At 71.3% G+C, this 20,613-nt stretch carries 18 protein-coding genes and 1 tRNA gene; 7 read left to right on the forward strand and 12 right to left on the reverse strand.

Going from position 1 to position 20,613, the window contains the following annotated elements; translation table 11 throughout:
* Nucleotides 1–333 precede the first annotated feature (333 nt).
* From B085_RS0110060 to B085_RS0110085, 6 genes are all read left to right on the forward strand, one after another.
* Nucleotides 334–2,367, forward strand: a complete 2,034-nt coding sequence (locus tag B085_RS0110060) for an asparagine synthase-related protein (protein WP_078619832.1) — start codon at nucleotides 334–336, stop codon at nucleotides 2,365–2,367.
* A 169-nt stretch (nucleotides 2,368–2,536) separates the two neighbouring features.
* Nucleotides 2,537–3,199, forward strand: coding sequence for a hypothetical protein (locus B085_RS0110065; protein ID WP_158689708.1), 663 nt, complete (start codon nucleotides 2,537–2,539; stop codon nucleotides 3,197–3,199).
* A 151-nt stretch (nucleotides 3,200–3,350) separates the two neighbouring features.
* Nucleotides 3,351–4,562: a DNA polymerase III subunit delta' gene (locus B085_RS0110070; protein ID WP_018558444.1), complete on the forward strand. Its 1,212-nt coding sequence runs from the start codon at nucleotides 3,351–3,353 to the stop codon at nucleotides 4,560–4,562.
* 255 nt (nucleotides 4,563–4,817) lie between these two features.
* Entirely contained in the window at nucleotides 4,818–5,822 is a 1,005-nt protein-coding gene (locus B085_RS41920; protein ID WP_158689709.1) for a hypothetical protein, read from the forward strand.
* A 101-nt stretch (nucleotides 5,823–5,923) separates the two neighbouring features.
* Complete coding sequence (locus B085_RS0110080; protein ID WP_018558446.1) at nucleotides 5,924–7,495, forward strand: alpha/beta hydrolase; 1,572 nt, start codon at nucleotides 5,924–5,926, stop codon at nucleotides 7,493–7,495.
* Nucleotides 7,496–7,619: 124 nt separating this feature from the next.
* Nucleotides 7,620–7,693: transfer RNA gene (locus B085_RS0110085), tRNA-Thr, on the forward strand.
* A gap of 47 nt (nucleotides 7,694–7,740) precedes the next feature.
* On the opposite strand, the gene B085_RS0110090 is transcribed toward B085_RS0110085, so the two are convergent.
* The 10 genes from B085_RS0110090 to B085_RS0110135 form a co-directional block, all read right to left on the reverse strand.
* Nucleotides 7,741–9,138: a tyrosine-type recombinase/integrase gene (locus B085_RS0110090; RefSeq protein ID WP_026250875.1), complete on the reverse strand. Its 1,398-nt coding sequence runs from the start codon at nucleotides 9,136–9,138 to the stop codon at nucleotides 7,741–7,743.
* Nucleotides 9,139–9,201: 63 nt separating this feature from the next.
* Nucleotides 9,202–9,405 (reverse strand): helix-turn-helix domain-containing protein, encoded by a 204-nt coding sequence (locus B085_RS0110095; RefSeq protein ID WP_018558448.1) that lies wholly within the window; start codon nucleotides 9,403–9,405, stop codon nucleotides 9,202–9,204.
* Nucleotides 9,406–9,870: 465 nt separating this feature from the next.
* Entirely contained in the window at nucleotides 9,871–11,349 is a 1,479-nt protein-coding gene (locus B085_RS0110100) for a hypothetical protein (RefSeq protein ID WP_037731525.1), read from the reverse strand.
* 2 nt (nucleotides 11,350–11,351) lie between these two features.
* The gene (locus tag B085_RS0110105) at nucleotides 11,352–12,191 is read right to left on the reverse strand and encodes a bifunctional DNA primase/polymerase (RefSeq protein WP_018558450.1); all 840 of its coding nucleotides are present in this window, start codon (nucleotides 12,189–12,191) and stop codon (nucleotides 11,352–11,354) included.
* The gene (locus B085_RS0110110) at nucleotides 12,188–12,871 is read right to left on the reverse strand and encodes a DNA cytosine methyltransferase (protein WP_018558451.1); all 684 of its coding nucleotides are present in this window, start codon (nucleotides 12,869–12,871) and stop codon (nucleotides 12,188–12,190) included. Before B085_RS0110110 ends, B085_RS0110105 begins: the two co-directional genes overlap by 4 nt.
* An 88-nt stretch (nucleotides 12,872–12,959) precedes the next feature.
* Nucleotides 12,960–13,424 (reverse strand): hypothetical protein, encoded by a 465-nt coding sequence (locus B085_RS0110115; protein WP_018558452.1) that lies wholly within the window; start codon nucleotides 13,422–13,424, stop codon nucleotides 12,960–12,962.
* 204 nt (nucleotides 13,425–13,628) lie between these two features.
* Nucleotides 13,629–15,740 (reverse strand): cell division protein FtsK, encoded by a 2,112-nt coding sequence (locus B085_RS0110120; protein ID WP_018558453.1) that lies wholly within the window; start codon nucleotides 15,738–15,740, stop codon nucleotides 13,629–13,631.
* Between the two features lie 352 nt (nucleotides 15,741–16,092).
* A complete protein-coding gene (locus tag B085_RS0110125; protein ID WP_018558454.1) occupies nucleotides 16,093–16,479 on the reverse strand; it encodes an RRQRL motif-containing zinc-binding protein in 387 nt (128 codons plus the stop codon).
* Nucleotides 16,479–17,348 (reverse strand): DUF2637 domain-containing protein, encoded by an 870-nt coding sequence (locus B085_RS0110130; protein WP_018558455.1) that lies wholly within the window; start codon nucleotides 17,346–17,348, stop codon nucleotides 16,479–16,481. The genes B085_RS0110125 and B085_RS0110130 overlap by 1 nt, the downstream gene beginning before the upstream one ends.
* Complete coding sequence (locus tag B085_RS0110135; RefSeq protein WP_018558456.1) at nucleotides 17,345–17,608, reverse strand: DUF6284 family protein; 264 nt, start codon at nucleotides 17,606–17,608, stop codon at nucleotides 17,345–17,347. The genes B085_RS0110130 and B085_RS0110135 overlap by 4 nt, the downstream gene beginning before the upstream one ends.
* A 560-nt stretch (nucleotides 17,609–18,168) precedes the next feature.
* Here B085_RS0110135 and B085_RS0110140 point away from each other — a divergent pair.
* Entirely contained in the window at nucleotides 18,169–18,564 is a 396-nt protein-coding gene (locus B085_RS0110140) for a GntR family transcriptional regulator (RefSeq protein WP_018558457.1), read from the forward strand.
* Nucleotides 18,565–18,780: 216 nt separating this feature from the next.
* Here the strand turns inward: B085_RS0110140 and B085_RS0110145 are convergent, their stop codons facing one another.
* Both B085_RS0110145 and B085_RS0110150 read right to left on the reverse strand, forming a co-directional pair.
* The gene (locus tag B085_RS0110145) at nucleotides 18,781–19,359 is read right to left on the reverse strand and encodes a flavoprotein (RefSeq protein ID WP_199789183.1); all 579 of its coding nucleotides are present in this window, start codon (nucleotides 19,357–19,359) and stop codon (nucleotides 18,781–18,783) included.
* Nucleotides 19,341–20,576, reverse strand: a complete 1,236-nt coding sequence (locus tag B085_RS0110150) for a helix-turn-helix domain-containing protein (protein ID WP_018558459.1) — start codon at nucleotides 20,574–20,576, stop codon at nucleotides 19,341–19,343. The genes B085_RS0110145 and B085_RS0110150 overlap by 19 nt, the downstream gene beginning before the upstream one ends.
* Between the last annotated feature and the right edge of the window lie 37 nt (nucleotides 20,577–20,613).

Raw genomic sequence — 20,613 nt, forward strand, 5'->3', positions numbered from 1 at the left:
GGCGGACCGGTCCGGGAGGTGCGCCACGCCTCCCGGACCGCGACCCCCAGATGTCGCACAACGGGCGAATGCGGCCTCCTGGGGCATTGACCGGAAAATGACGTTTGAAATCCCGCAGCTCGTTCCAAGTGACCTTGATCAGGCGGGAGTTGGGTCGAACCGGCCCGCGCCGGACCGCGCGTGAAGCGCGGTCCGGCGCTCAACCATGTCCTCATGCGCCTCTTTGTGCGCCGCTCCGTGGCAGCATGTTCCTCGGACGGGGCGGCAGTTCGGCCTGCCGAGAGGCCGGTTGGCCACGCCGGCCCACGTAATCCACAACCTGTGGAGGCGGCGATGCGGTGGTTGGTGGGGTGGAGCAGCGCTGCCGTGGGACAGGTTCCCGGCGTGCGCCCCGGCCGCACCCTGCAGCCCGTCGGCGCCCAACTCCTGTGGGCCGACCCCGATCCGCTGTGGATGGTGGGCGACTGGCGCGCCGACGAGGTGCGGATCGTCCACGCCGAGAACGGCTCCGTGGCGCGGCTGGCGGTGCTCGGCCGCTGCGCCGCCTCCGACGCCGACCTGCGGGTGGGACTGTTCGCCGCGCGCGGCGGGGCGCTGCGCCATCTGACGGCCTGGGCCGGGAGCTACACCTGCGTGCTGCAGATCGGCCGCCGCATCACGGTGCTGGGCGATCTCGCGGGCGCCCGGCCGGTGTTCCACACCCAGTGGGCGCGGGGCACGGCGTACGGCACGGCGGCGCTGCCGCTGGCCGACCTCACCGAGGCCGCCCTGGACGTGACCTACCTGGCGGCGCTGCTGGCCTGCCCCGACTCCCCCGAGGCGCTCGGCGAGGGCACCCCGTACGCCGGGGTGCGCCGGGTGCCGCCCGGGCACGCGCTCATCATGCGCGACGGGGTGCCCGAGGTCAGCGGCTACGAGCCCACCGCCTCGCTCGCCGTCGCGGGCACCCCGGCCGCCCACGCCGACCCGGACCACGCGATCGCCGGCATACGGGACGCCCTGGTGGACGCCGTCCGGACGCGGCTGGCGCAGCCCCGCTTCGTACCGGACCCCGGCGAGGACCCCGCGCCGGGCATCGGGGCCGACCTGTCCGGGGGCAGTGCCTCCTCCACGCTCGCCCTGCTCGCCGCCGGCCTGCCCGGGATGCCGGGCACACCGCTCGGGCACGGCTCCGCCGCGGGACAGCGCCTGCTGGCGGTCACCTTCAACGACCTCGCCACGGGCAGCGTCCACGCGCGCGAGGCGGAGCTGGATCGCGCCCGCAGCATGGCCGCCGACCCCCGGCTGCACCACGTCGTCGTGCCGGGCGGACCGGAGTCCCTGCCGTACGCCGACCTCGACGGCGGGCCGCTCACCGACGAGCCGGGCCCCTCGCTGATCACCGCGGAACGGCACCGGCGGCGCCTGGCGGCGGGCGGCGCCGACCACTTCGTGGGGCACGGGGCCCGGCAGGTGCTGGACGCCCATCCGGCGCGGCTGGCCGACCTGTTGATGGACCGGCGGCGGCGCGGCCTGCTGCGTCCCGTCACGGCCCTGGCGCGGGCGGACGGGCCCTCGGGGCGCTCGGTGTTCGTGCCGTTCACCGTGTACCGGGCGGCGCGGCGGCTGGCCCGCACCAGCTACCGGCAGGGTGTGGAGGACGTGGCGGCGCGGCTGCTGGACCGGAGCTTCGAGGAGCACGGCGGCGCGCTGGCCGCGTCGCTCGCGGCCCTCGCGTGGTGCCGGCCGGGCCCCGCGGCGCGCTGGCTGACCGGTGAGGCGCTGGCCGAAGTATCGGTTCGCCTCCAGGACGCGGCGGCCCGGCCGGGCACGACGGTGGAGCGCCCCGGTGAGCGCCGGGCGCGTGCCGCGCTCGCCCGGCACGCCGCGGACCACCGGGTCTTCGAGCAGGCCGCCGAGGTGCGCAGCCAGCGGCTCCACGCGCCCTTCCTGGACAACCAGGTGGTGCGGGCCTGCCGGGCACTGCCCGAGACGCTGCGCGTCCAGCCCGGCGCCCGCGCCACGATCCTGCGCTCCGTCCTGGCGGGCGCGGGCATCCGCGAACTGCCGCCCGGCTGGGGCGCCAACTCCCACGTCTCCACGGCCGTCGCCGTCCGCGCGGGCCTGCGTTCGGCCGTCGACGACCTGCTCGACCTCTTCGAGGCGCCGCTGCTCGCCGACGCCGGGCTCGTCGAGGCCCGGGTCGTACGGGCCGCCCTGCGCGCGGCGGCGGAAGGCGAACCGGTGGCCGTCGACGGGCTCACCGACCTGGTCGCCACGGAGGTCTGGCTGCGCCGCCTGCTGGCGCGGCGCGGCTCCTGCTGGACGGGCACGGAGGTGCCGGAGCAGCGCGCGGTCGCGGGCGGGGTGCAGCGGCTGTCGCTCTGAGCGGCGGCTCACGCGCGCCAACTGCCGTGCGCATAAGCCAATTCGGGTGAGCGTGCGCCCCATGTGTCCCCTGTACGGGGGGAAATGGACGCCGTTACTCCACAAATGTCGTCGGCCGGAAATGGACCCCGGCGCAGCCCTCCGCGCGGGTCTCCGGGACACTCTGAACATGCGCATCCGTACCACGGCGGCGGCCCTCGCCGCCGCTGCCGCCGCCGCGGCCCTTTTGGGCCTGGCCGCGCACGCTTCCGGCGCGCCCTCCGACCGGCCCGGAGTCCGCCTCTACGACGAGGCCCTGGGCCGGACGCGCGAAGACGGCGCCACGGTGTGCACCTTCTACTTCAGGGCCGAGGGCTTCGTCCCCGACCAGCCGGTCAACTGGACGGTCTCCTACGCCCGGGGCGAGGACGCGGTCGTGGGCACGCTGGTCACCGGCGACCAGGGCACGGGGAGCAGCGACCGCGTCGTGCTCGCCGACGGCTCCTACCGCTTCCGGTGGGCCGGCTCCGAGGCGAAGCCGCAGCGCTTCACCGTGGCCTGCCCGGACGGGACGGCGACGCCGTCGCCGGGCAGTGCGGCCGCGGCCCCGTCCGCCCCCGTGGGCGCCGCGCCCGGGGTGACGGCCGCGGCGTCCACCGGCCCGGGCACGGGCCTCCCCGCCGCGGGGCTCACCTCCGTGTCGACCTCCACCGGCCCCTCGACCGGTCCCTCCGACGTCACCGCGGGCGTGGCCTCCGCGCTGGCCGCGCTGGGCATCGCCTCGGGAGCGGCCTTCGTCATGCTCCGCCGCAAGCCGGCGGCGCCTCGTCGACACCGCCGCGGGTCCGGCTGACGCCGCGGACCGGGGTCGGTTGTTGCGGCCGGTTGTCGCACACGGGCAACCGGCCGCAACCACAACCACCCGCACGATCCTGTCGGTGGCGTACCCGACAATGGTGGAGCCGGAGCAGGCGAGTGCAGGCACCACAGGACGGGCGGGCGCGATGGCGGTATGGGACGACCTGGTCGGCCAGGACCGGGTGACGGAGCAGTTGGCCGCCGCCGCGCGGGACGCGGACGCCTTCGTGACGGCGGCAGCCGCCGGTACCGCGCTGCCCACGGCGTCGAAGATGACGCACGCCTGGCTGTTCACGGGCCCGCCCGGCGCGGGCCGTGACACCGCCGCCCGCGCCTTCGCCGCCGCGCTGCAGTGCGTGAGCCCGGACCGGGCCCTGGGCGGCGCGCCGGGCTGCGGCTTCTGCGACGGCTGCCACACGACCCTGGTCGGTACGCACGCCGACGTCGAGGTGGTCCGCACCGACCTGCTCTCCATCGGCGTCAAGGACACCCGCGACCTGGTCCGCCGCTCCACGCTCTCGCCGGCCTCCGGCCGCTGGCAGGTGATCGTGCTGGAGGACGCCGACCGCCTCACCGAGGGCGCCGGCAACGTGCTGCTGAAGGCCGTGGAGGAACCGGCGCCCCGTACGGTGTGGCTGCTGTGCGCGCCGTCCATCGAGGACGTGCTGCCGACGATCCGCTCGCGCTGCCGGCACCTGGTGCTGCGCACCCCGCCCGTGGCGGCCGTGGCCGACGTGCTCGTCCGGCGCGACGGCATCGACCCCGTGATCGCCGAGTCCGCCGCGCGTGCCACGCAGGGCCACATCGACCGGGCCCGCCGGCTCGCCACCGACGAGGCGGCGCGTTCCCGCCGGGCGGCCGTGCTGAGGCTGCCGCTGCGCGTGGACGACGTCGGCGGCTGCCTCAAGGCCGCGCAGGAGCTGGTGGACGCGGCGACGGAGGACGCCAAGCAGGTCTCGGAGGAGATGGACGCCAAGGAGACCGAGGAGCTGCGCACGGCGCTCGGCGCGGCCGCGGGGGCGGGCAGCCGCATGCCGCGCGGCACGGCGGGCGTGATGAAGGATCTCGCGGACCGGCAGAAGCGCCGCTCCACCCGTACCCAGCGCGACACCCTCGATCTGGCCCTCACCGACCTGGCGGGCTTCTACCGGGACGTGCTGGCCGTGCAGGTCGGCACGTCCGTCGCGATCGCGAACGTCGAGGCACGGGACGCCGTCGAGCGGATCGCGGCGGGCTCGCGGCCGGAGAACACCCTGCGCCGCATCGAGGCGGTGCTCGCCTGCCGTGGGGCCCTGGACAGGAACGTCGCGCCGCTGCTGGCCGTCGAGGCGATGACGCTGGCCCTGCGCGCGGGCTGACCGCCGGCGCGCGCGACCGGCCGCGCGGACCGCCTCCGCGCCCTTGATCATCCGGCGGACGGGTGATCGTTTGGGGTGCCCGCGCGTCGCCGGTCCCCGGTGTGCCCGGCCTTGCCGCAGGCTGCTGTGCGGTGCCCCCGGCCGCTGTCCCCGCGGGGGTGATCCAGCGCACGGGATGCGCTCCCCCCTGCCTCCGGCGCGGGTGCCCACCCGTGCCCGAAGCACCCTCGGGGACGTCCCGAGGTGGTGCCGCACGTGCCCGAGGTGGCCGAGGTCGTCGTTCTGTACGCGCTGCTGACCGTGGCGGGGGCCGCCGCGGTGGCGCTCGCCCGCTCGGCACTGCGGCACTGGTGGGAGCAGCGCGCGGGCCGCGTGTACGAACTGCCCGTCGAGCGCGCCGGCACGGTGCTGCGCGGGGCCGGGTCCGCGCTGGCCGCCGCGGTGGCGATCACGCTGGGGGTCTGCTTGCCCCCGGGCCCGGGGTCGCCGTCGCTCTCGCCGCACCGCCAGGTCACCGCCGCCGGGCCGCCGTCGTCGCCGAGGCCGCGGCCGGTGCCGTCCGATCCCGCGGACGCCGGGCTGGTGCCGCCGCGCACCCTCGGTCACCCGGCCGGGGGTACGCTCCACGAATTGTCCGACGGCACGCGGGTCTGGCTGCCCCCTCAGTACGACTACCCGGACTCCGCAGGGCTCTACTTCCCCCTGGTCGTGGCCCACATCGACCCCGCCGACCCGGATCTGTTCGCCGGCTTCGCCGCCCAGTCGCTGCGGGGCCTCGCCGACCCCTTCGTGGTGGTGCTGCCCGCCCGCTGCGACGACGGTCCGGGCGCGCGCCCCGCGTCCGTCCCGGCCGCGGTCGCCCGCCTCTACCGCGTCCTGCCCGGCCGCCCCGCGCGGGCGCTGCTGGGTGCCGACGGGGACGCGGACTGTGTCGTGCGGCAGCAGTTGACCGACCCCCGGGGCTTCGCGACGGCGATCGGCGTATCGGGCGGCTACGAGGAGATCGACCGCTCCGGTCCGCCGCCGTACTTCTCCGCGGACGGCCGCTACGCCGGACGGGACATGCCGCGCCCCGCGTTGTTGCTCGCCGTACCCTCCGGAGAGGAGAACGCCCGGCGCTCGGCGCTCGCCCTGCGCGGGCGGGTGCGCGGCGTGTCCGCCGAGGTCCGGGTGCTCGACGGCATCGCCCCGCGGCGGCGGCTCTTCGCCCTCGTCGCCGGGTACGCGACCGAGAAGCTCGACAGCCCGGACCGTCCCTGACGGCGCGGGCCGGAATCACCCGTACGAGGACTGTGGACGGCGGTTCGCCACCGGCCCTGCGGATACGCTCCAGATGACCACCACGAGGAACCGAGGCTTCGATGCACACCCCGCGCCTGCTCCGTACCTCCGGCACCGTCCTCGCCGTCGCCGGGCTGATGCTGTCCGCGTGCACGACCGGTGGCAGCACCCGCAGTGCCGCCGCGTCTTCCCCGGCGGGCTCGCTCGGCGGGCCGCCGCCCTCGGGCGCTGCCGCGGACTCCTACGGCGACCTCCGGTCGTACTACGAGCAGAGCCTGTCCTGGCGCGAGTGCAAGGACATGCCGGGCATGCAGTGCGCCACCATGAAGGTTCCCCTCGACTACGCGCACCCGTCGGCCGCGACCGACCTCAAGCTCGCCGTCGCCCGGAAGCGGGCCGGAGACGGCGGCAAGCGGCTCGGCACCCTGCTGGTCAACCCGGGCGGCCCCGGCGGCTCCGCGATCGACTACCTGCAGTACGCGGCCTTCGGCTACCCGTCGGCGGTCACCTCCCGCTACGACATGGCCGCCATCGACCCGCGCGGCGTGGCCCGCAGCGAGCCCGTCGAGTGCCTCAGCGACAGCCAGATGGACGCCTTCGCGGCGACCGACGTCACCCCGGACGACGGTGCGGAGGTCAACGCGCTCGTCGCCGCCGACAAGAAGTTCGCCGACGGCTGCGAGCAGCGCTCGGCCAAGCTGCTCAAGCACGTGAGCACGGTGGAATCGGCCCGTGACATGGACGTCTTCCGCGCCCTGGTCGGCGACCGCAAGCTCAACTACGTCGGCAAGTCCTACGGCACCTTCCTGGGCGCCACCTACGCCGAGCTCTTCCCCGACAAGGCGGGCCGGCTCGTCCTCGACGGCGCCGTCGACCCGTCGATCTCCGCCCTCGACGCGAGCCGCGGCCAGGCCTCGGGCTTCGAGACCGCCTTCGACGCCTTCGCCGCGGACTGCATCACCCACCGCGACTGCCCGCTCGGCACCAAGAGCACCGCCGACGCCGGGCGCCGCCTCGACGCGCTCTTCAAGCAGCTGGACGGCAAGCCGCTGAACACCGGCAGCTCCCGCAAGCTGACCGAGGCGCTCGGCACCACCGGTGTGATCGCCGCGATGTACGACGAGTCGATGTGGCCGACCCTGAGCACCGCGCTCACCAAGGCGAACAAGGGCGACGGGAGCGGCCTGCTCACGCTGTCCGACACGTACTACGAGCGGGACGACCGCGGCCACTACGGCAATCTGATGTTCGCCAACGCCGCCGTGAACTGCCTCGACCTTCCGCCGGCCCTGTCCGGTCCGCAGGCCGCCGAGCAGTCCGTCTCCGCCTTCACCGCCGAGTCCCCGCTCTTCGGCAAGAACCTCGCGTGGTCCAGCATGATCTGCACCTACTGGGCCGTTCCGCCGACCGGCAAGCCCCACCGCATCGAGGCCGCCGGCGCCGACCCCATCCTCGTCGTCGGCACCACCCGCGACCCCGCCACCCCGTACGCCTGGGCCAAGTCCCTCGCCGGCCAGCTCGACTCGGGCGTCCTCCTCAGCTACAACGGCGACGGCCACACGGCGTACGCCCGCGGCAGCAACTGCATCGACTCCGCCGTCAACCGCTACCTCCTCGAGGGCACGCCCCCGGCGGACGGCAAGACCTGCTGACCCCCGAGGGGCCCCGCCCGACCCGGCCGACGGCGACCGGAGCGCCGTCGCACCCTGGTCAGGGGCCCCTCGAGAACTGTGTAGACTTGTGGCCGCTGCCGATGCCAAGCTGTCTCGGCGGCTTGCCGCCTTAGCTCAGTTGGCCAGAGCGACGCACTCGTAATGCGTAGGTCAAGGGTTCGATTCCCTTAGGCGGCTCAAAGTGAAACCCCAGGTCGGAGTATTCCGACCTGGGGTTTCTTCGTTCAACGGATGCGGCGGCGGTGGCGTGATCGGGCCGCGCGGGTGTCGGCGGTCTCAGTTCTGGTCTCAGTGGGGGCCGGATCGCGGTCTGTGGGAGCGGGGGCGAAGAACTCGCCCATGCGCCGCATGGCGTCCTTCGAAAGGTGGGATCGACCCTTCACATAGCGGCGGGTCTGGCTGATCTGGGTGTGCCGCAAGATCTCCATGATGGTGGTCATGTCGACCCCGAGCTCGTTCAGGATCGTGCCCGCTGTGTGGCGGCTTCCGTCGTAGAGGCGACGGTCGTCGATCCCAGCCTCGGCGAGCAGCTCCTTGAATTCTCCGTAGTCGGCGCGCGGGTCCAGCGGGCGCCCGTCCGGCCGCGAGAACACGACGTGATGTTCCTCCCATAGCTCGCCGGCCGCGGCCCGCATCGCCTCCTGTCGCGCCTTGTGGTCGGCTAGAAAGGGGATGAAGACGGGTGGGATCGGGACGGCGTTCCGGCTCTTCTTTGTTTTGGGGCGAGTGAAGACGAGACCGCCCTCCTTGCGTGCTGGACAAGCGCTCGCGTGCCTCGTGCACGTCTTGGTGCAGGGCTTCGGACAGCCACGCGTGTAGGCCTTGTGCGTGGTGCAGCCGGATGGGCACGGCTCGAAGCGGTGGAGGTGTTCTCCGCACGCGTGCGGGTCGTCACATCCGTGTCGCCACGTGAGGCGCTGTAGCTGCCACTCGGGGCGGAACAGCTCCGCCTTCAGATCGACGTACGGCCATCGCAGCCCGAGCGTCTCGCCCTGCCGGAACCCCATACCGACACCGACGATCCACCGCATGAAGGTGGGCCGCTTCGCTGCGGCTTCGAGAAATGCCTTGGCCTCCTCCTGCGTGAACGGGTTCGCCTCGGTCTCATCGACGCTGGGCGGGTCCACGAGCGTGGCGACGTTCTCACTGATCATGCGGCGACGGTGGGCAATCTTGAGTGCGCGAGACAAGATGCGGTGCACCTTCACGACGTGCGAGGGAGCATGGCCGGCGTCGAGCAGGGCGCGGTACATCCGCTCCAGATGCTCCGGCCGCAACTTGTCGATTCGGTGCTGACCGACGCCCGGAATGATGTCGTTGCGCGTCTTCGACCAGTAGTCATCGAGGGAGCGCGGCTTGAGCTTCAGGCTCGCGATGTCGGTGAGGTAGATCTCCATCCACCTCGCGACGGTCGGCGCGCGGCCCGCTTTGGTTGCGCGGCCTTCGTCGCGCTGCCGTTCCAGATCCTTGACCTTGCGCTTGATCTCGGGTTCGGTCTTGGCGCGCCGGTGGCGACGGTCAGGGCTTCCGTCGTTCTTGACGCCCATCGTGACGCGGCCGTGCCACCAGCCATCGGCACCGAAGTAGATGGACGATTCATTGTTCGGCTTGCGGGGGCTCATGTGCTCCTCCATGCGGAAGGCGCCCCGAGCGCGATGCTCGGGGCGCCTCTGGGCGTGGGCAGGTCAGTTCTGCTGGGACGGAAGGGCCGCTACGTAGGCTTCGAGATCGGCGCGCCGAATCCGACGTGTGCGGCCCAACTTGATGTACTTCAGGCCGCCCTCGGCCATCAGCTCGTAGACGGTGGAGCGGCCGATGGCGAGCGCCTCGGCGGCTTCCTCGGGCTTGTACAGGAGTCGGTCGACGGGGGCAGCAATCGCGGTGCTCATCCGGGGTGCCTCCTGGGCAGTCCTTGCCTTCGGGAAATTGGGCTCGGGGTCTTGGCCCGCGTGTGTCCGAGGTGCGGATTTCTGCGTCACCTGCGTCATCTGCGTCATTCGCCCCTCTGACCTGGGGTTTCGAGGTGACGCAGCACGGTGGGTGTCCGTCACCGGTGACACATGCCTGCGTCATCGGGTGACGCAGGTGACGCAGGATGACGCAGGAATCGGCCGTCTGCGTCACCTGCCTTTCAGCAGGTCACCGGTCGTTTTCGGGGCGCGGGTGACGCAGGTGACGCAGCGTCTCCCTACTTCGGACAAAGAGGGGGGTGTCTGTAGTAGTGCGGCTCAGAGAGTGAAGAAGGAGCCGCTTCGCGGCGCGACCCTTGCAGGGCGGCGCTGCCGCCGAACAGCAAGAGGAGCACGCGCCGGCGGGTGCTCTTCTTGCTTGTCCGCGCGCGGAGCGCGGTCCGGCTAGAAGGCCGTTTCCTGCTCGGGCTGGGGCGGAGCGGCGGCCGGCCGCGCGATCTCGATGTAGCGGGATGCGTTGGTGCGTCCCCAGTCGATGAGGACGCCCCGGGCGGCGAGGGTGGGCTGAAGGCGCTTGAGGCGGTCCGAGAGCACCTTGCCGGTGGTCGGCCAGCCTTTGGGCAGGGGACGGAAGTCCTCACCCGTGTAGAGGCCTGTGAGGCAGTGCAGCCACTCGGCCGAGGTCATCCGCTGCTCGCTGCCCGGGGCAATGCCGGCGGCGTACTTCAGTACGGTCTGCGCCAACAGGTCGCCTTCAATGACGTCGTCGTTGAGGTCGTCCAGGCTGGCCCGGTAGGCGGCGAGCGCTCCCAAGCCGGTAGCCGCGTCGAGCTGCGCGCACAGGTGCGCGAAGTCGGCCATGCGCAGGTCGGTCGGGATGTCCGCCTGAGCTGCCCGCACCTGCACGGTGAGGTCCAGGAGCGAACCGAGGATGACCGGCAGCACCTCAGCGAAATCGGACCACAGTTCGGCCTCGGTGCGCCGGACGCGAGGGCGTTCTAGTCGGAGCGGCAGGAGCCGTTCGGCGAGGTCGGGGCGGATGACGCCGACGTCGATGCCGGTCAGGAGCAGCGGCCGGCGATAGCCGATGCGGAAGACGTCCCCGTCGGTGAACAGGGCGCGCTTGACGTTCTCCGCTCCGGTCACGATGCAGCACATCGCGTCCGACAGTTCCGGGGTCATGTGGGAGAGGTTGTCCAGGGCGGTGACCCATCCGGCCGCCACCGCCGTGATCAGGTTCTCCTCATCCTTGGGTGCCCGGCGCAGGTCGCCGCTCATGCCCTCGATGATCCGCACGAGCATCCGCCCACCGGTGGACTTCCCCGCCCCCTGCGGGCCGGTGAGGAACGGCGCCGGGACCGGCACGTTCGGACCGAGGCAGCCGATGAGCCACGCGATGGCCAGGCACTCGGTCTCAGCGGTGGCGAAGTTGCACAGCCGCATCAGCAGGTCGATGCCCTTCCCGTCGGTGTCCTTCACGGGCAAGGGCAGTTCCCCGGTGAGCTGGGTACGGCGCCAGCACACCTCGCGTGGGTCCGGCGTGAGGATGTCCCACCCGGTGGGGTGGATGCGCACGGACTGCCCGTCGCTGCGTCCCAAGTCCAGCCACGTCGCCCCATCGAATCCGGAGGCCACGCGGATGTGGACGGGCTGCACGTCCTCGGTCAGCGCCAACGCCTCGATCAGGTCCAGAGCCTCCTTCATCGCAGTGCCGTTGAACACGCCGATACCGTCCCTGAACAGCCCGACCATGAGTTCCTGCCGGTGACTGCCCGTGGTGCCCTGCGAGCGGATCGGACGTGCCACGGGGTGGCGCTTCTTCTGCGCGTACACGGTGCCGTCGGCGGTGCGGAAGTACCGGAAGTGCGCTTGCGCGTAGTCGGTGATGATCTCCCGGCCAGGGGTCTTGTCGTCGTCAGCCATGGTCACAGTCCCAACGTGATGCGGGCGTTGGTCCACGCGTCGGCACAGTGCCGGGCCGATTCGCCCTTGCCCTGAGCGGCCGTGAACAACCGCGCGGTGTGCGCGTCGGTGAGGCAGCCGCACCGGCCATGAGTGGACAGCACGGCCAGGAACGTCCGGTACACCGTGGCGTGCACCGCAGTGGAGGCTTGGGTGATGCGCTGCTCCGCCATGGCGATACCGCGGTCCAGGTAGGCCGGTGTGCGGTGAGGGCACTGTCCGTCCGCGGTCCCTGCGGGCACGCTGACGGCCTGGGCCGCCGGCCGGACGGTAGAGGGTTCCTTCACGGCCAGCGCACGTACGGCGTCCGGCAGCGCCGTGATGGTGCCGGTGCCGGGGCCGAGCCACCGGGCGTAGGCCATGGTGGACTTGATGTCCACGCCGGGCCGGACCGCGTTGGCAGAGGGCATCGCACCGAGGTAGAGCCAGTGCTCGCCCCGGGTGGTGGGCACGGTCTGCGTGGCCGGCAGGACGGCGCGGGCCCACTCGATCGCGTCGGCGTTGTCCAGGTCCAGGACCGTCCATCCCGCCCCGCCCGGGTGATAGGCGACTGTCTCGGCTTGCCGCCACGCACGGCGCCATGGCCCGGAGCTGATGACGTGCGGATCGGTGGACGCGGCGGCCCACGCGTGGCAGGGCTCCGGGCACGAGCACGGCCCGGGGGTCTTCATGTTCGGCCGGCCGCCGCACGCGTTGTTCGCGCAGCGCGTGCAGTTGCCGAACGGGACCTTGCCCGCCCGCAGCGGCAGTACCGGGATCTGTAAAGCGGCGAGTTCAAGCGCGGTGCGCAGGTGCTCGCTCATGCCGCCACCGCCCCGGCTTGCAGAGCGGTGTGGAAGGCTTCGCCGACCCATTGCGTGTAGGCGGGTGGGATGCATTCGCGGATGCCGTCGCGGGTCATCCAGTGGACGCCCATGTCGGCGCGGACGTAGGGGACGTTGGAGAAGTTGCCGACGGCGTGGTACCAGTCACCGGGGTTCAGGGGGCGACCCATCTTCACCATCGCTGCCTTGTGTTCGGGGTGCGGGGGCGGGGTGAGGGTGAGGCATCCGCCGGTCTCGAACAGGCGGTGCCGGTAGGTGTGCAGGCCGAATGCCGCGCCGCACAGGGTGACCGGGTCGCGCAGCTCACCTCGGGCGTCCTCGACATTCTCGATCACCCACGGGCGCCCGGTGGATTCCAGGGCTTGGCGGGTGGGCGCGATCAAGTCGGGATGGTCGCGGCGCTGGATGCGATGGGTGAGGCTGTAGAGCTGGCACGGCGGGGACGCGTGGATGACGTCGAACGCGTGGCCGTACTCGCGGATGAATGCGACCGCGTCGCCCTGTACGAAGTTGAACGGGTACCGGGGCTGGGGGGCGATGTCGATGCCGGTCACGTCGAAGCCGGCCAGGCGGTAGCCCGTGCTTGCGCCGCCCTGGCAGCAGAACGCATCCAGCAGGCGCGGCCTGCGGGATCGCCCGGCGGGGACAGGTTGGGTCATGCTGGATATCTCCAGTTCTCTGCGGAGGTGCTGGGACCGGAGCGGGCCGCGTGTCTTTGGCGAGATCGGGCGGCCCGCTCCGGCGTAGTCAGCCGTGGAAGTGGTTGCGCTTGAAGACGGCCTTGCGGATGTTGACCGTCGTCCCCTGGTCGGTCTTGCCGGAGCGGAGGACTTGGGTGGCGATCCATCCGCCGAAGATGACCGCGGCCAGGACGATGAGCTGATGGACCAAGGCCGCGAGTGCGGCGATGAACGTCGTCAGCAGCACAAGCCCGCCACACACAGCGGCGAACCCGACACCGCCCAGCGCGATGTTCACCGCAGTCCGCGACACGGCCGGCCGAGCCTGCTCCGGCGTCGGGGCGAGGCTGTGCGGGCTGAGGGTGTAGCCGGTGACGACGCGGCCGTCGGGCAGGACGACGCTCGCCACGGTGGCGTCCGGCTGGACCGGTATCAGCGGGGCCGCGTACGGCTGCACGGGGATGACGGGGGTGGGCTGGTGGATGGTGACGGCCTGCTCGGTGGCCGCGCGGGGGGTGCTGTCGGGGAACATGCGGAATCCCTTCTCGGCATGGTGCAGGGAGGCTGAGGCACCGCCTGGCGGGGTGCCCCTGGAGGGGGTTTGAGGGGTGCTGACCTGCGGTCCTCCCTGACTCCCTGATGGATCATCTGGGCTGGTCAGGGGCAGGGAGGCGGGTCAGGGAGGGTGTCAGGGAGTTCTCCCTGCCTCCCTGACCCGTCGGGGGTGCGGCTCCCTCTAGTCCGCGGTGGAAGCGGAACCGTCGGCGTCGCGGTTGGCGAGGGCGCGGGCGAGGCGTTCGCGGCCGATGACCATGCGGCCGTCGGACTTGTAGGGCTCGGCTCCGGTGCCGTCGAGGACGCGCTTGAGGTCGATGAACGACCAGCCGCCGTAGGCGTCCGCGTTCAGCGTCGCCAGCCGCTTGAGGACGTCCTGGGTGAGCACCCGCGACGCGTCGCCGAGGACGCCGGCGATGTCTGCGAGCGGGTCGCGGTCCTCGCCGGACTCGATGACCCGCAGCGTGGTCACCCCGTCCCGCATCGCCTTGGCCCGGTCGGCGATCTCCGCGGCGGTGTCGGTGTCGATGTAGTGGGTTCGGACCGTGATGGACGCCTGACCTGCGGGGATGGCGATCCCGTCGGAGGCGACGACGACCGTGCCCTTGTCCAGCCCTGGGCGGAGCAGGTTGGGGGCGGCGCCGCCGTCGACGGCCTTGTCTCCCAGTGCCATACGGGCCTGCGACTCCGTGCCCAGCGCGAGCGAGGCGCGGGTGTGGGCACCTTCCCGAACGAGCTTGGGGAGGTTTTGGTCGGTGGGGTCCTGGGTGCCCTGCCACAGCAGGACGTTCACGGCACGGCCCTGGTTGTGGATCTTCCGTGCGGCCATGAAGTACCGCGACGTGGCCTTGGACCCGCCGTAGGGGCGCTTGTCCTCGTCCTTGAGCGGGCACATGAACGCGACCTGCGCCTCGTCCACCAGCACGATCAGTGGCGGGAAGACGCTGCCGGGCGGGGCGGTCAGGCGGCGTTCCATCTCGCTGACGCCGCTTTCCACCATCTCGGTCGCTTGGATGACGTGGTCGTCGGTCGGGCCCTGGATCAGCACGGTGGCCAGGCCGTCGAACATGGCCCAGTCGCCAGCGCCCTTGAGGTCCGCGACGCGGAACTCCACCGATCGATCGAGTGCCAGCCACAGGGCGAGTGCTCGCAGGGCCGCGGTCTTGCCCTGGTTGGACAGGCCCGTGATGAGCAGGTGGCGCTGATACAGGCTCAAGCCCGCGGCGTCGCCGCGCAGGTCCTGGCCCCACGGGGCGCGGCCCTTGGCGTAGTCGGCCCGAAGTGTCTCGTCGGCGACCAGCGGGGACGGGCCGATCGGCTCGTCCAAAGCGCCGGAGTCGGCGATCCACAGCCGCACGGTGCGGGCCGCGGTGGGGATGGTGATGAACACCTCGTGTTCATGGCGGGTCAGGTTCTCGGCGAGCTTGCGGCGCCGGTTCTGCACCTCGATCGTGGACACCCCCGAGGGGAGGGTGACGTCGACCTCGACGCCGCATCCGGCGATCCGGATCGGTCCAAGCATCGAGGCGCCGGCGTCGCCCATCTCCTTGATGGCGCCTCGCAGGGCGGGCACCCCGAGGTCGCGCAGGGCCTTGACCACGATGGACGGGGTGATCGGCTCTCCCTCACCCGACCGGACGTTCGCGGGCATCGTCCACTGCGGCGCGGCCTGCTGGTGCCGGCCGACGGCCCACAGCGCGAGCAGGGCGAGGAACGGGCCGATGTGGACCAGGGGACCCCACACCACCTGAACGATCGTGATCATCAAGTTGATGAACTTGATCACCGCCATGACCGGGGTGACGACGTCCGTGACGTCCTTCGTCGCGATCGCCATCACGATGCCGAGGGTGACCAGGCCACCGATCCCGACGCCGGTGCCGACCACGATGCCCTTGGCTGCAGCGATGGGCGAGTAGAGCAGGTCCATGCGGCGGCGGTGCCGGGCGGCACGGAAGCGCTGCCCGCGCTCCTCCCACTGCATCGCCTCATCGAACTGCCCCGCGGCCTCCGCCGCGCGCAGCATCCGCTCATAGCGGGCCGCGGTGCGGCCCTCCCACGTACGGCGGACCACGATCCGTGTGCCACCGAGGACGTACATGCCATGCCGGATCACCGCACGCGCCACGGTCTTCGTGCGCTCGTGCGTCGCAGCCGACTTGATGGCGCGCCCGCTGCGGACCCAACGCCGCGTGAGCTGCGGCTGTTCGGGGGCCGGTATGGGCTTGGGGTCGACCGCAGGCGCGGTGTCGGTGTCGGTGTGCTTGAACAGTCGAACGACGTTGTCACTCATGCTTCGGGGTCTCCAGACTGCCCCGCTCCCGGGGCACGCAAAGGGAAGCCCGGGACGGGGTGACGTCCCGGGCGGTGGCTTCCGGTGTTGCGGGTCAGGCAGCAGTGCCGATGAGCTGGGCGCGACGCGTCCGGTGTGCCTCGATCGGGGGTTCGATAGAGTCCCGATCGTGGAAGGGGCCTACCTGCGGGATGACGGCAGCTATCACGGCGAACTGCCTTGCCGGTGGTGCAAGACACGCATCAACCAAGGGGGACGCCGGAAGCCGCGTCTCTACTGCCGAACGTCACATCGCTGGAAGACCTACGGGGCATGGGTTGGCGCCGTGGTCGCTGGCCTGTTCTGACCTGAACTACTCAGTGCGCTGTTCGGAGGGGTAGGCGCAGGTCACGCACATGCCGAGCGACGTCGGGATGCAGTAACCGGCATCAGTCCGGCAGGCGGGGCACCGCCGGCGAGCGGCCATCGCCGCCGCGAGCGCGGCCCGCTTCCCGGGGGTCATCGGCCGCACGGGCTTCGCGCGGTCGACGCGGTAGAGGTAGGCGACCAGCACACCGGACTTGCGCCGGCGTGCCTGCCGCATGAGCTGAGCCGCAACCGGCTGACCACCAGGGCGCAGGCCACGGGCCCGCAATTGGCGGCGGGTGGCGTAGCCATCGGGCGCGAGGCGCCACGGGAAGGTGGGGATTCCCCACGTGGCGCCGGACGGGTCGTAGCACTTCCCGAACGCCGGCGACATCAGGCGACCGCGTCAGCGTCGCCGGGGCCGTCGGTGCGCTCGGCCCGCAGGGTCTCGCGCAGCACCCGCGCCTTTGCCGGCGAGGTACGCACGGCCCGGCGGATGCCCTCCGCCGTCAGATCCTCGACCGGCCAACCGGCGGTCGCCTTACGGGCCTCGATCAGCAGCTCATCGGCCGTCCGGACCGGTCGGGGCGTACGGGCTACCTCGGGGACTCGACCGGTCGCCCCACGGAGTCGGGCCGACTCCGCCGCGGCAACCGCGACCGGTGCCGACTCGATCGACCGGGCCAGGTCCACCACGGCGGGCGGGGTCGGGGTGGGAAGCTCAACCGGAGCCGGTGCCGGAACAGGCTCCGGCGGGGTCGACTCTTCCAGGTCAGCCGTAGACCGATTCCTCCCGGTCTCAGACGATTCCTCCGTATTCGCGTGCGGAGTCGACTGGTGGTGCAGCACCTTGGCCACCAGGTCCGAGCCGAAGTAGATCGACCCGACCGGAAGCGACGTTGCCAGCAGCACCAGGGCCCAGTTCGCCGGGTCCCAGTCGGCCAGTCGACCCCAGTCGACCGACCCGCCGTGCAGTTCCGGCACCAGCCCGTGCACGTAGTTCAGCAGCAGCGATGCGACCGTGTAGGTGGCCAGGACCCGCAGTGCGAAGCGGCGGTCCCGATCGGTCAGGACCAGGGTCGCGATCAGGGCCAGGGCCATCAGGCCGTCGACCACGAACGGATACAGCGTCGCCGCGGTCGCGTCCGCGCCGATCGTGGTTGCGACGTCGCGCAGGGCGTTCCATGAGACGCGGAAGGCCATGCCGACGACGCCGACCAGGGCCAGCACCAGGGCGGCCCGCCCCTTGCGCTTGAGATTCATGCGGCACCGCCCGTCCGGCCCACGGGGCCGTTGGCCAGCACCCGCCGGGCGGCGAGCACACGCCGGCGGGCCCGACGCAGACGACGGGCGTCCACCTCGGTGGGCGTGCGGTCAAGCGTCATGATCTGCGCGTCCAGCAACTCCACCTCCGCCAGGACGACGGGCATCTCACGCTCGATCGCAGAAAGCTCGGCATCCGACGGTTCACCGTCGGACAGGGCGCCGGTAACAACCGGCTGACGTGCAGCGATGTGCACCATGGGTCACAGTTCCTTTCACGGAGGAACGGCCCGACAGCGGNCCCCGGGGTGCCACCCGGGGACCGCGCGCCGTTAGAGCAGGAAGACCCGGCTCCCCTCAGCGCTGCTCGTACGAGACGAGCAGCGGAGGCAACCGGCCGCCGCGCGACGCGGCGAGGGTTAGAGGTGCGCGGGCCTGAGCCGCGCCGGACACCTTTTGCGGGAGGTGACGGCCCGTACTGCGCGATATGGATCTGTGCCTCAGTCCCGCTCCTCCGAGGAATCGCATCTCGGTCTCTTCGCGTGGCGTTCGCACCCTTGGGCAGATCCGGTCTTTTGAGTCGGTTCGTGCCCCTGACGGGAGATGACCGACTGGTCTCCACTCGCCTCGACCGGAGTCGTCACGGCCGTCGCATCTGCGGTGGATCACGCTGTGGAGTTGTCGTGCACCGGCACGGAGGCGAAGCCCTTGCGGGCCGCCCGTCCGGCGATAGAGCTAGATTGACCTATGTCAATCTAGCTGTCAAGCGGAGTCCGTTGAAGGATGAGAGATTGACCTAGGTCCGGTTACTCTCGATGGCATGGACCAGAGCCCCAAGGCGCCCAAGCAGACGCCCACAGCCAAGGAGATCGCGGCGCAGTTCCGCGAGAAGATCACGGGCCCCGACCGCGAGTACGAGCCGGGCGACCAGCTCCCAGCCGCTCGCAAGCTCGCCAAGGAACTTGGCGTGCAGCTCATGACTGTCCAGAGCGCGTTCGGTCAGCTCCGTGACGAGGGGTTGGTTCTCACCCAGCAGGGTCGCGGTACGTTCGTCCGCGACCCTTCCGTGCCCCTCGGCAGCGAGCCGGGCAGCAGCCCAGCGTTCACCGCCCTCGCCGCAGAACTCAGCACGGTTCATGACGCCCTGGCCCAACTCGGCGAACGCCTTGATCGCCTTGAGCGGCTTGTGGGTAGCGAGACTCCGCCGTCGCCGTGAGTTCGTCCGCGCGCCTCAGCAGTCGTTCGACCTTGGCGCGCGCCTCGCTCAGACTCGCTTTCACGAAAGCGAGTTCGGCGGGAGTCATACCTCCCAGCTCGCCGTGTTGCTCATTGATCCCTGACATGACAATGAGCATGTGGCCGCGAACGGCAGAGGACCCGGACAGAGTGTCCGGGTCCTCTTTCCTTGCAGCTCAGAGTGGTTGACGGCCCGTCACCGCGTTGCGTCGTCCACCGTATCCAACACTGTCGACCAGGGGAGCGGACGATCGGCCGGCGCTTCCCGAGGCTCGTACAGCGGCCACACATCCGGGCCGTAGACGACGTGTACGCCCCCCGCCCGGAGGGTGTCGATGTGGTGCTGCCAAGCCGGATGGCGAGCGTGCGCCGCATTCACCCGCGGAAAGACGACGACAGGCAGTCCGAGGGTGCCGATGGCCTCGCCCACTTGCGTCAGTGCCTGGTTGTCCATCAGGCCGGCCGCTAGCTTCGCGACCGTGTTCGCGGACGCGGGAGCGACGACGTAGCAGTCAACCGGCGGGTGAGGCCGTGCCTCGCCGGGCAACCGCGGCTCGTCGCGCACGGGCAGGCCGGTCAGTTTCTCCAGCCGTCCAACCTCGCCACTCAGCCGCAGCCACTGACCTGCGGTCGGCGTGAGCGTGACGGCTACCCGCCATCCGCGATCCATTGCAGACTCTACGAGACCGGTGCGCAGCGCCTCTACGCCTCCAGCCGCAGACCCGACGACCCCGAGCACTCCACGCCTGCCTGAACTCACTGCACCGCCCTGCACCGCTGAGCCATCACGAACACCTCGGACGAACGCGAGCCACCCGTGACCGGAGACTGTTTGATGAGGTCCCGCAGCGTCTCGCGCACCCTGGGATTGTTGCGTACGAGCTGCGGCGACGTGCGCTCAGCCGTCCGGAGTTCCGTGAACGCATCATCGCCGTGGCCCGCTAGCGACAGGGCGCGCGCAAAGTCGATTCGGTGCGAGACGCTGCGTTCCTGCGGCATGTGGTCCACGTTGATCTGTCCGTGCTCCACCACGTACGACACGTTGTCGAGGTCCAGCTCTATGGACAGGCGGTGGAGCAGCACGTTCGTCGGCCCAAAGCCGGTCTGCCAGTAGTTCTCATCCGACCCGAGGTCGTCCGCAAGTTCCTCGGCTCGATCCACCAGCCCCGTAGCGGTGGGTCGATCCTGGTGACGCGCTGCCGCCACAGCGGCGCGCAGATGGATCATGCCCAGCAGGCTAAGTGCCGCGGGGTCGTTCTCGGTGACCCGGGACGACAGCCATGTGGCGGCCGTGTTGCCCAGTTCCAGCGCGTCGTCATACCGGCCGTTGGCCAGTAGGGCATGTGTACCGGAACGCGCGGCTGACGCCAGCACAAGCGGGTCGTCCGACTCGTCAGCGGCCCGCATCGCGCGCTCGGCAGCGAGCCATGAGATGTCTGACTCGCCGATCTTCGCGAGCGTCGTCGCCGCGAGGTGATGTGTGCGCGCCGATACAGCCCAGCAGTCGCTACGGTCATCACCGCGCCGTGCGGCGCGATCCTCCAGCTCCTGTGCGGTCTGCAAGAGGGCCGGAAGAGCCGCTATCACGCTGCCGAGCCGCCCGCCCTGGTAGTCGTTCCATGCCTGCTCCACGCGCACGGCGACGGGGGCCGGTGTCGGCAGTTGCGCGTCTGCCTCGGGACCGAACAGCAGGCGCGAGAGTCGCCGCGGGGTCATCAGCGCGTCGCGCACGGCCGGCACGTCGTCCTGTTGCCGCTCGTCCTCCATGAGCATGGTCTGACCGAGCAGATCCCCGAGAGGGACGCGCAGGATGCGCGATAGCTCGGCGAGCATGTCGATACGGGGCGGCTTCCGGCGCCCCGTCTCGATCTTCGCCAACCAGTCGGTGCTTCGGCCGACCAGACCGGCCAAGACCTCTTGCGTGTACCCGCGACGCTTGCGGTAGAACGCGATCCGCTCGCCGATGCTGAGGTGATCTCCAAGACCACGCATTGCGTGCTGCCTCCTACTGCTTGTGAGGGGCCGGTTT

The organism is Streptomyces sp. BoleA5 (assembly GCF_000373665.1).
GTDB lineage: Bacteria > Actinomycetota > Actinomycetes > Streptomycetales > Streptomycetaceae > Actinacidiphila.

Bases quoted from the DNA above. Each gene is read 5' to 3' on its own strand.
- B085_RS0110125 (WP_018558454.1), bottom strand. From the start codon at position 16,479: ATGTCGCCGGCGTTCGGGAAGTGCTACGACCCGTCCGGCGCCACGTGG.
- B085_RS0110115 (WP_018558452.1), bottom strand. From the start codon at position 13,424: ATGTTCCCCGACAGCACCCCCCGCGCGGCCACCGAGCAGGCCGTCACC.
- B085_RS0110105 (WP_018558450.1), bottom strand. From the start codon at position 12,191: ATGAGCGAGCACCTGCGCACCGCGCTTGAACTCGCCGCTTTACAGATC.
- B085_RS0110135 (WP_018558456.1), bottom strand. From the start codon at position 17,608: ATGGTGCACATCGCTGCACGTCAGCCGGTTGTTACCGGCGCCCTGTCC.
- B085_RS0110080 (WP_018558446.1), top strand. From the start codon at position 5,924: ATGCACACCCCGCGCCTGCTCCGTACCTCCGGCACCGTCCTCGCCGTC.
- B085_RS0110150 (WP_018558459.1), bottom strand. From the start codon at position 20,576: ATGCGTGGTCTTGGAGATCACCTCAGCATCGGCGAGCGGATCGCGTTC.
- B085_RS0110090 (WP_026250875.1), bottom strand. From the start codon at position 9,138: ATGAGCCCCCGCAAGCCGAACAATGAATCGTCCATCTACTTCGGTGCC.
- B085_RS0110095 (WP_018558448.1), bottom strand. From the start codon at position 9,405: ATGAGCACCGCGATTGCTGCCCCCGTCGACCGACTCCTGTACAAGCCC.
- B085_RS0110070 (WP_018558444.1), top strand. From the start codon at position 3,351: ATGGCGGTATGGGACGACCTGGTCGGCCAGGACCGGGTGACGGAGCAG.
- B085_RS0110065 (WP_158689708.1), top strand. From the start codon at position 2,537: ATGCGCATCCGTACCACGGCGGCGGCCCTCGCCGCCGCTGCCGCCGCC.
- B085_RS0110120 (WP_018558453.1), bottom strand. From the start codon at position 15,740: ATGAGTGACAACGTCGTTCGACTGTTCAAGCACACCGACACCGACACC.
- B085_RS0110140 (WP_018558457.1), top strand. From the start codon at position 18,169: ATGGACCAGAGCCCCAAGGCGCCCAAGCAGACGCCCACAGCCAAGGAG.
- B085_RS0110100 (WP_037731525.1), bottom strand. From the start codon at position 11,349: ATGGCTGACGACGACAAGACCCCTGGCCGGGAGATCATCACCGACTAC.
- B085_RS0110130 (WP_018558455.1), bottom strand. From the start codon at position 17,348: ATGAATCTCAAGCGCAAGGGGCGGGCCGCCCTGGTGCTGGCCCTGGTC.
- B085_RS0110060 (WP_078619832.1), top strand. From the start codon at position 334: ATGCGGTGGTTGGTGGGGTGGAGCAGCGCTGCCGTGGGACAGGTTCCC.
- B085_RS0110110 (WP_018558451.1), bottom strand. From the start codon at position 12,871: ATGACCCAACCTGTCCCCGCCGGGCGATCCCGCAGGCCGCGCCTGCTG.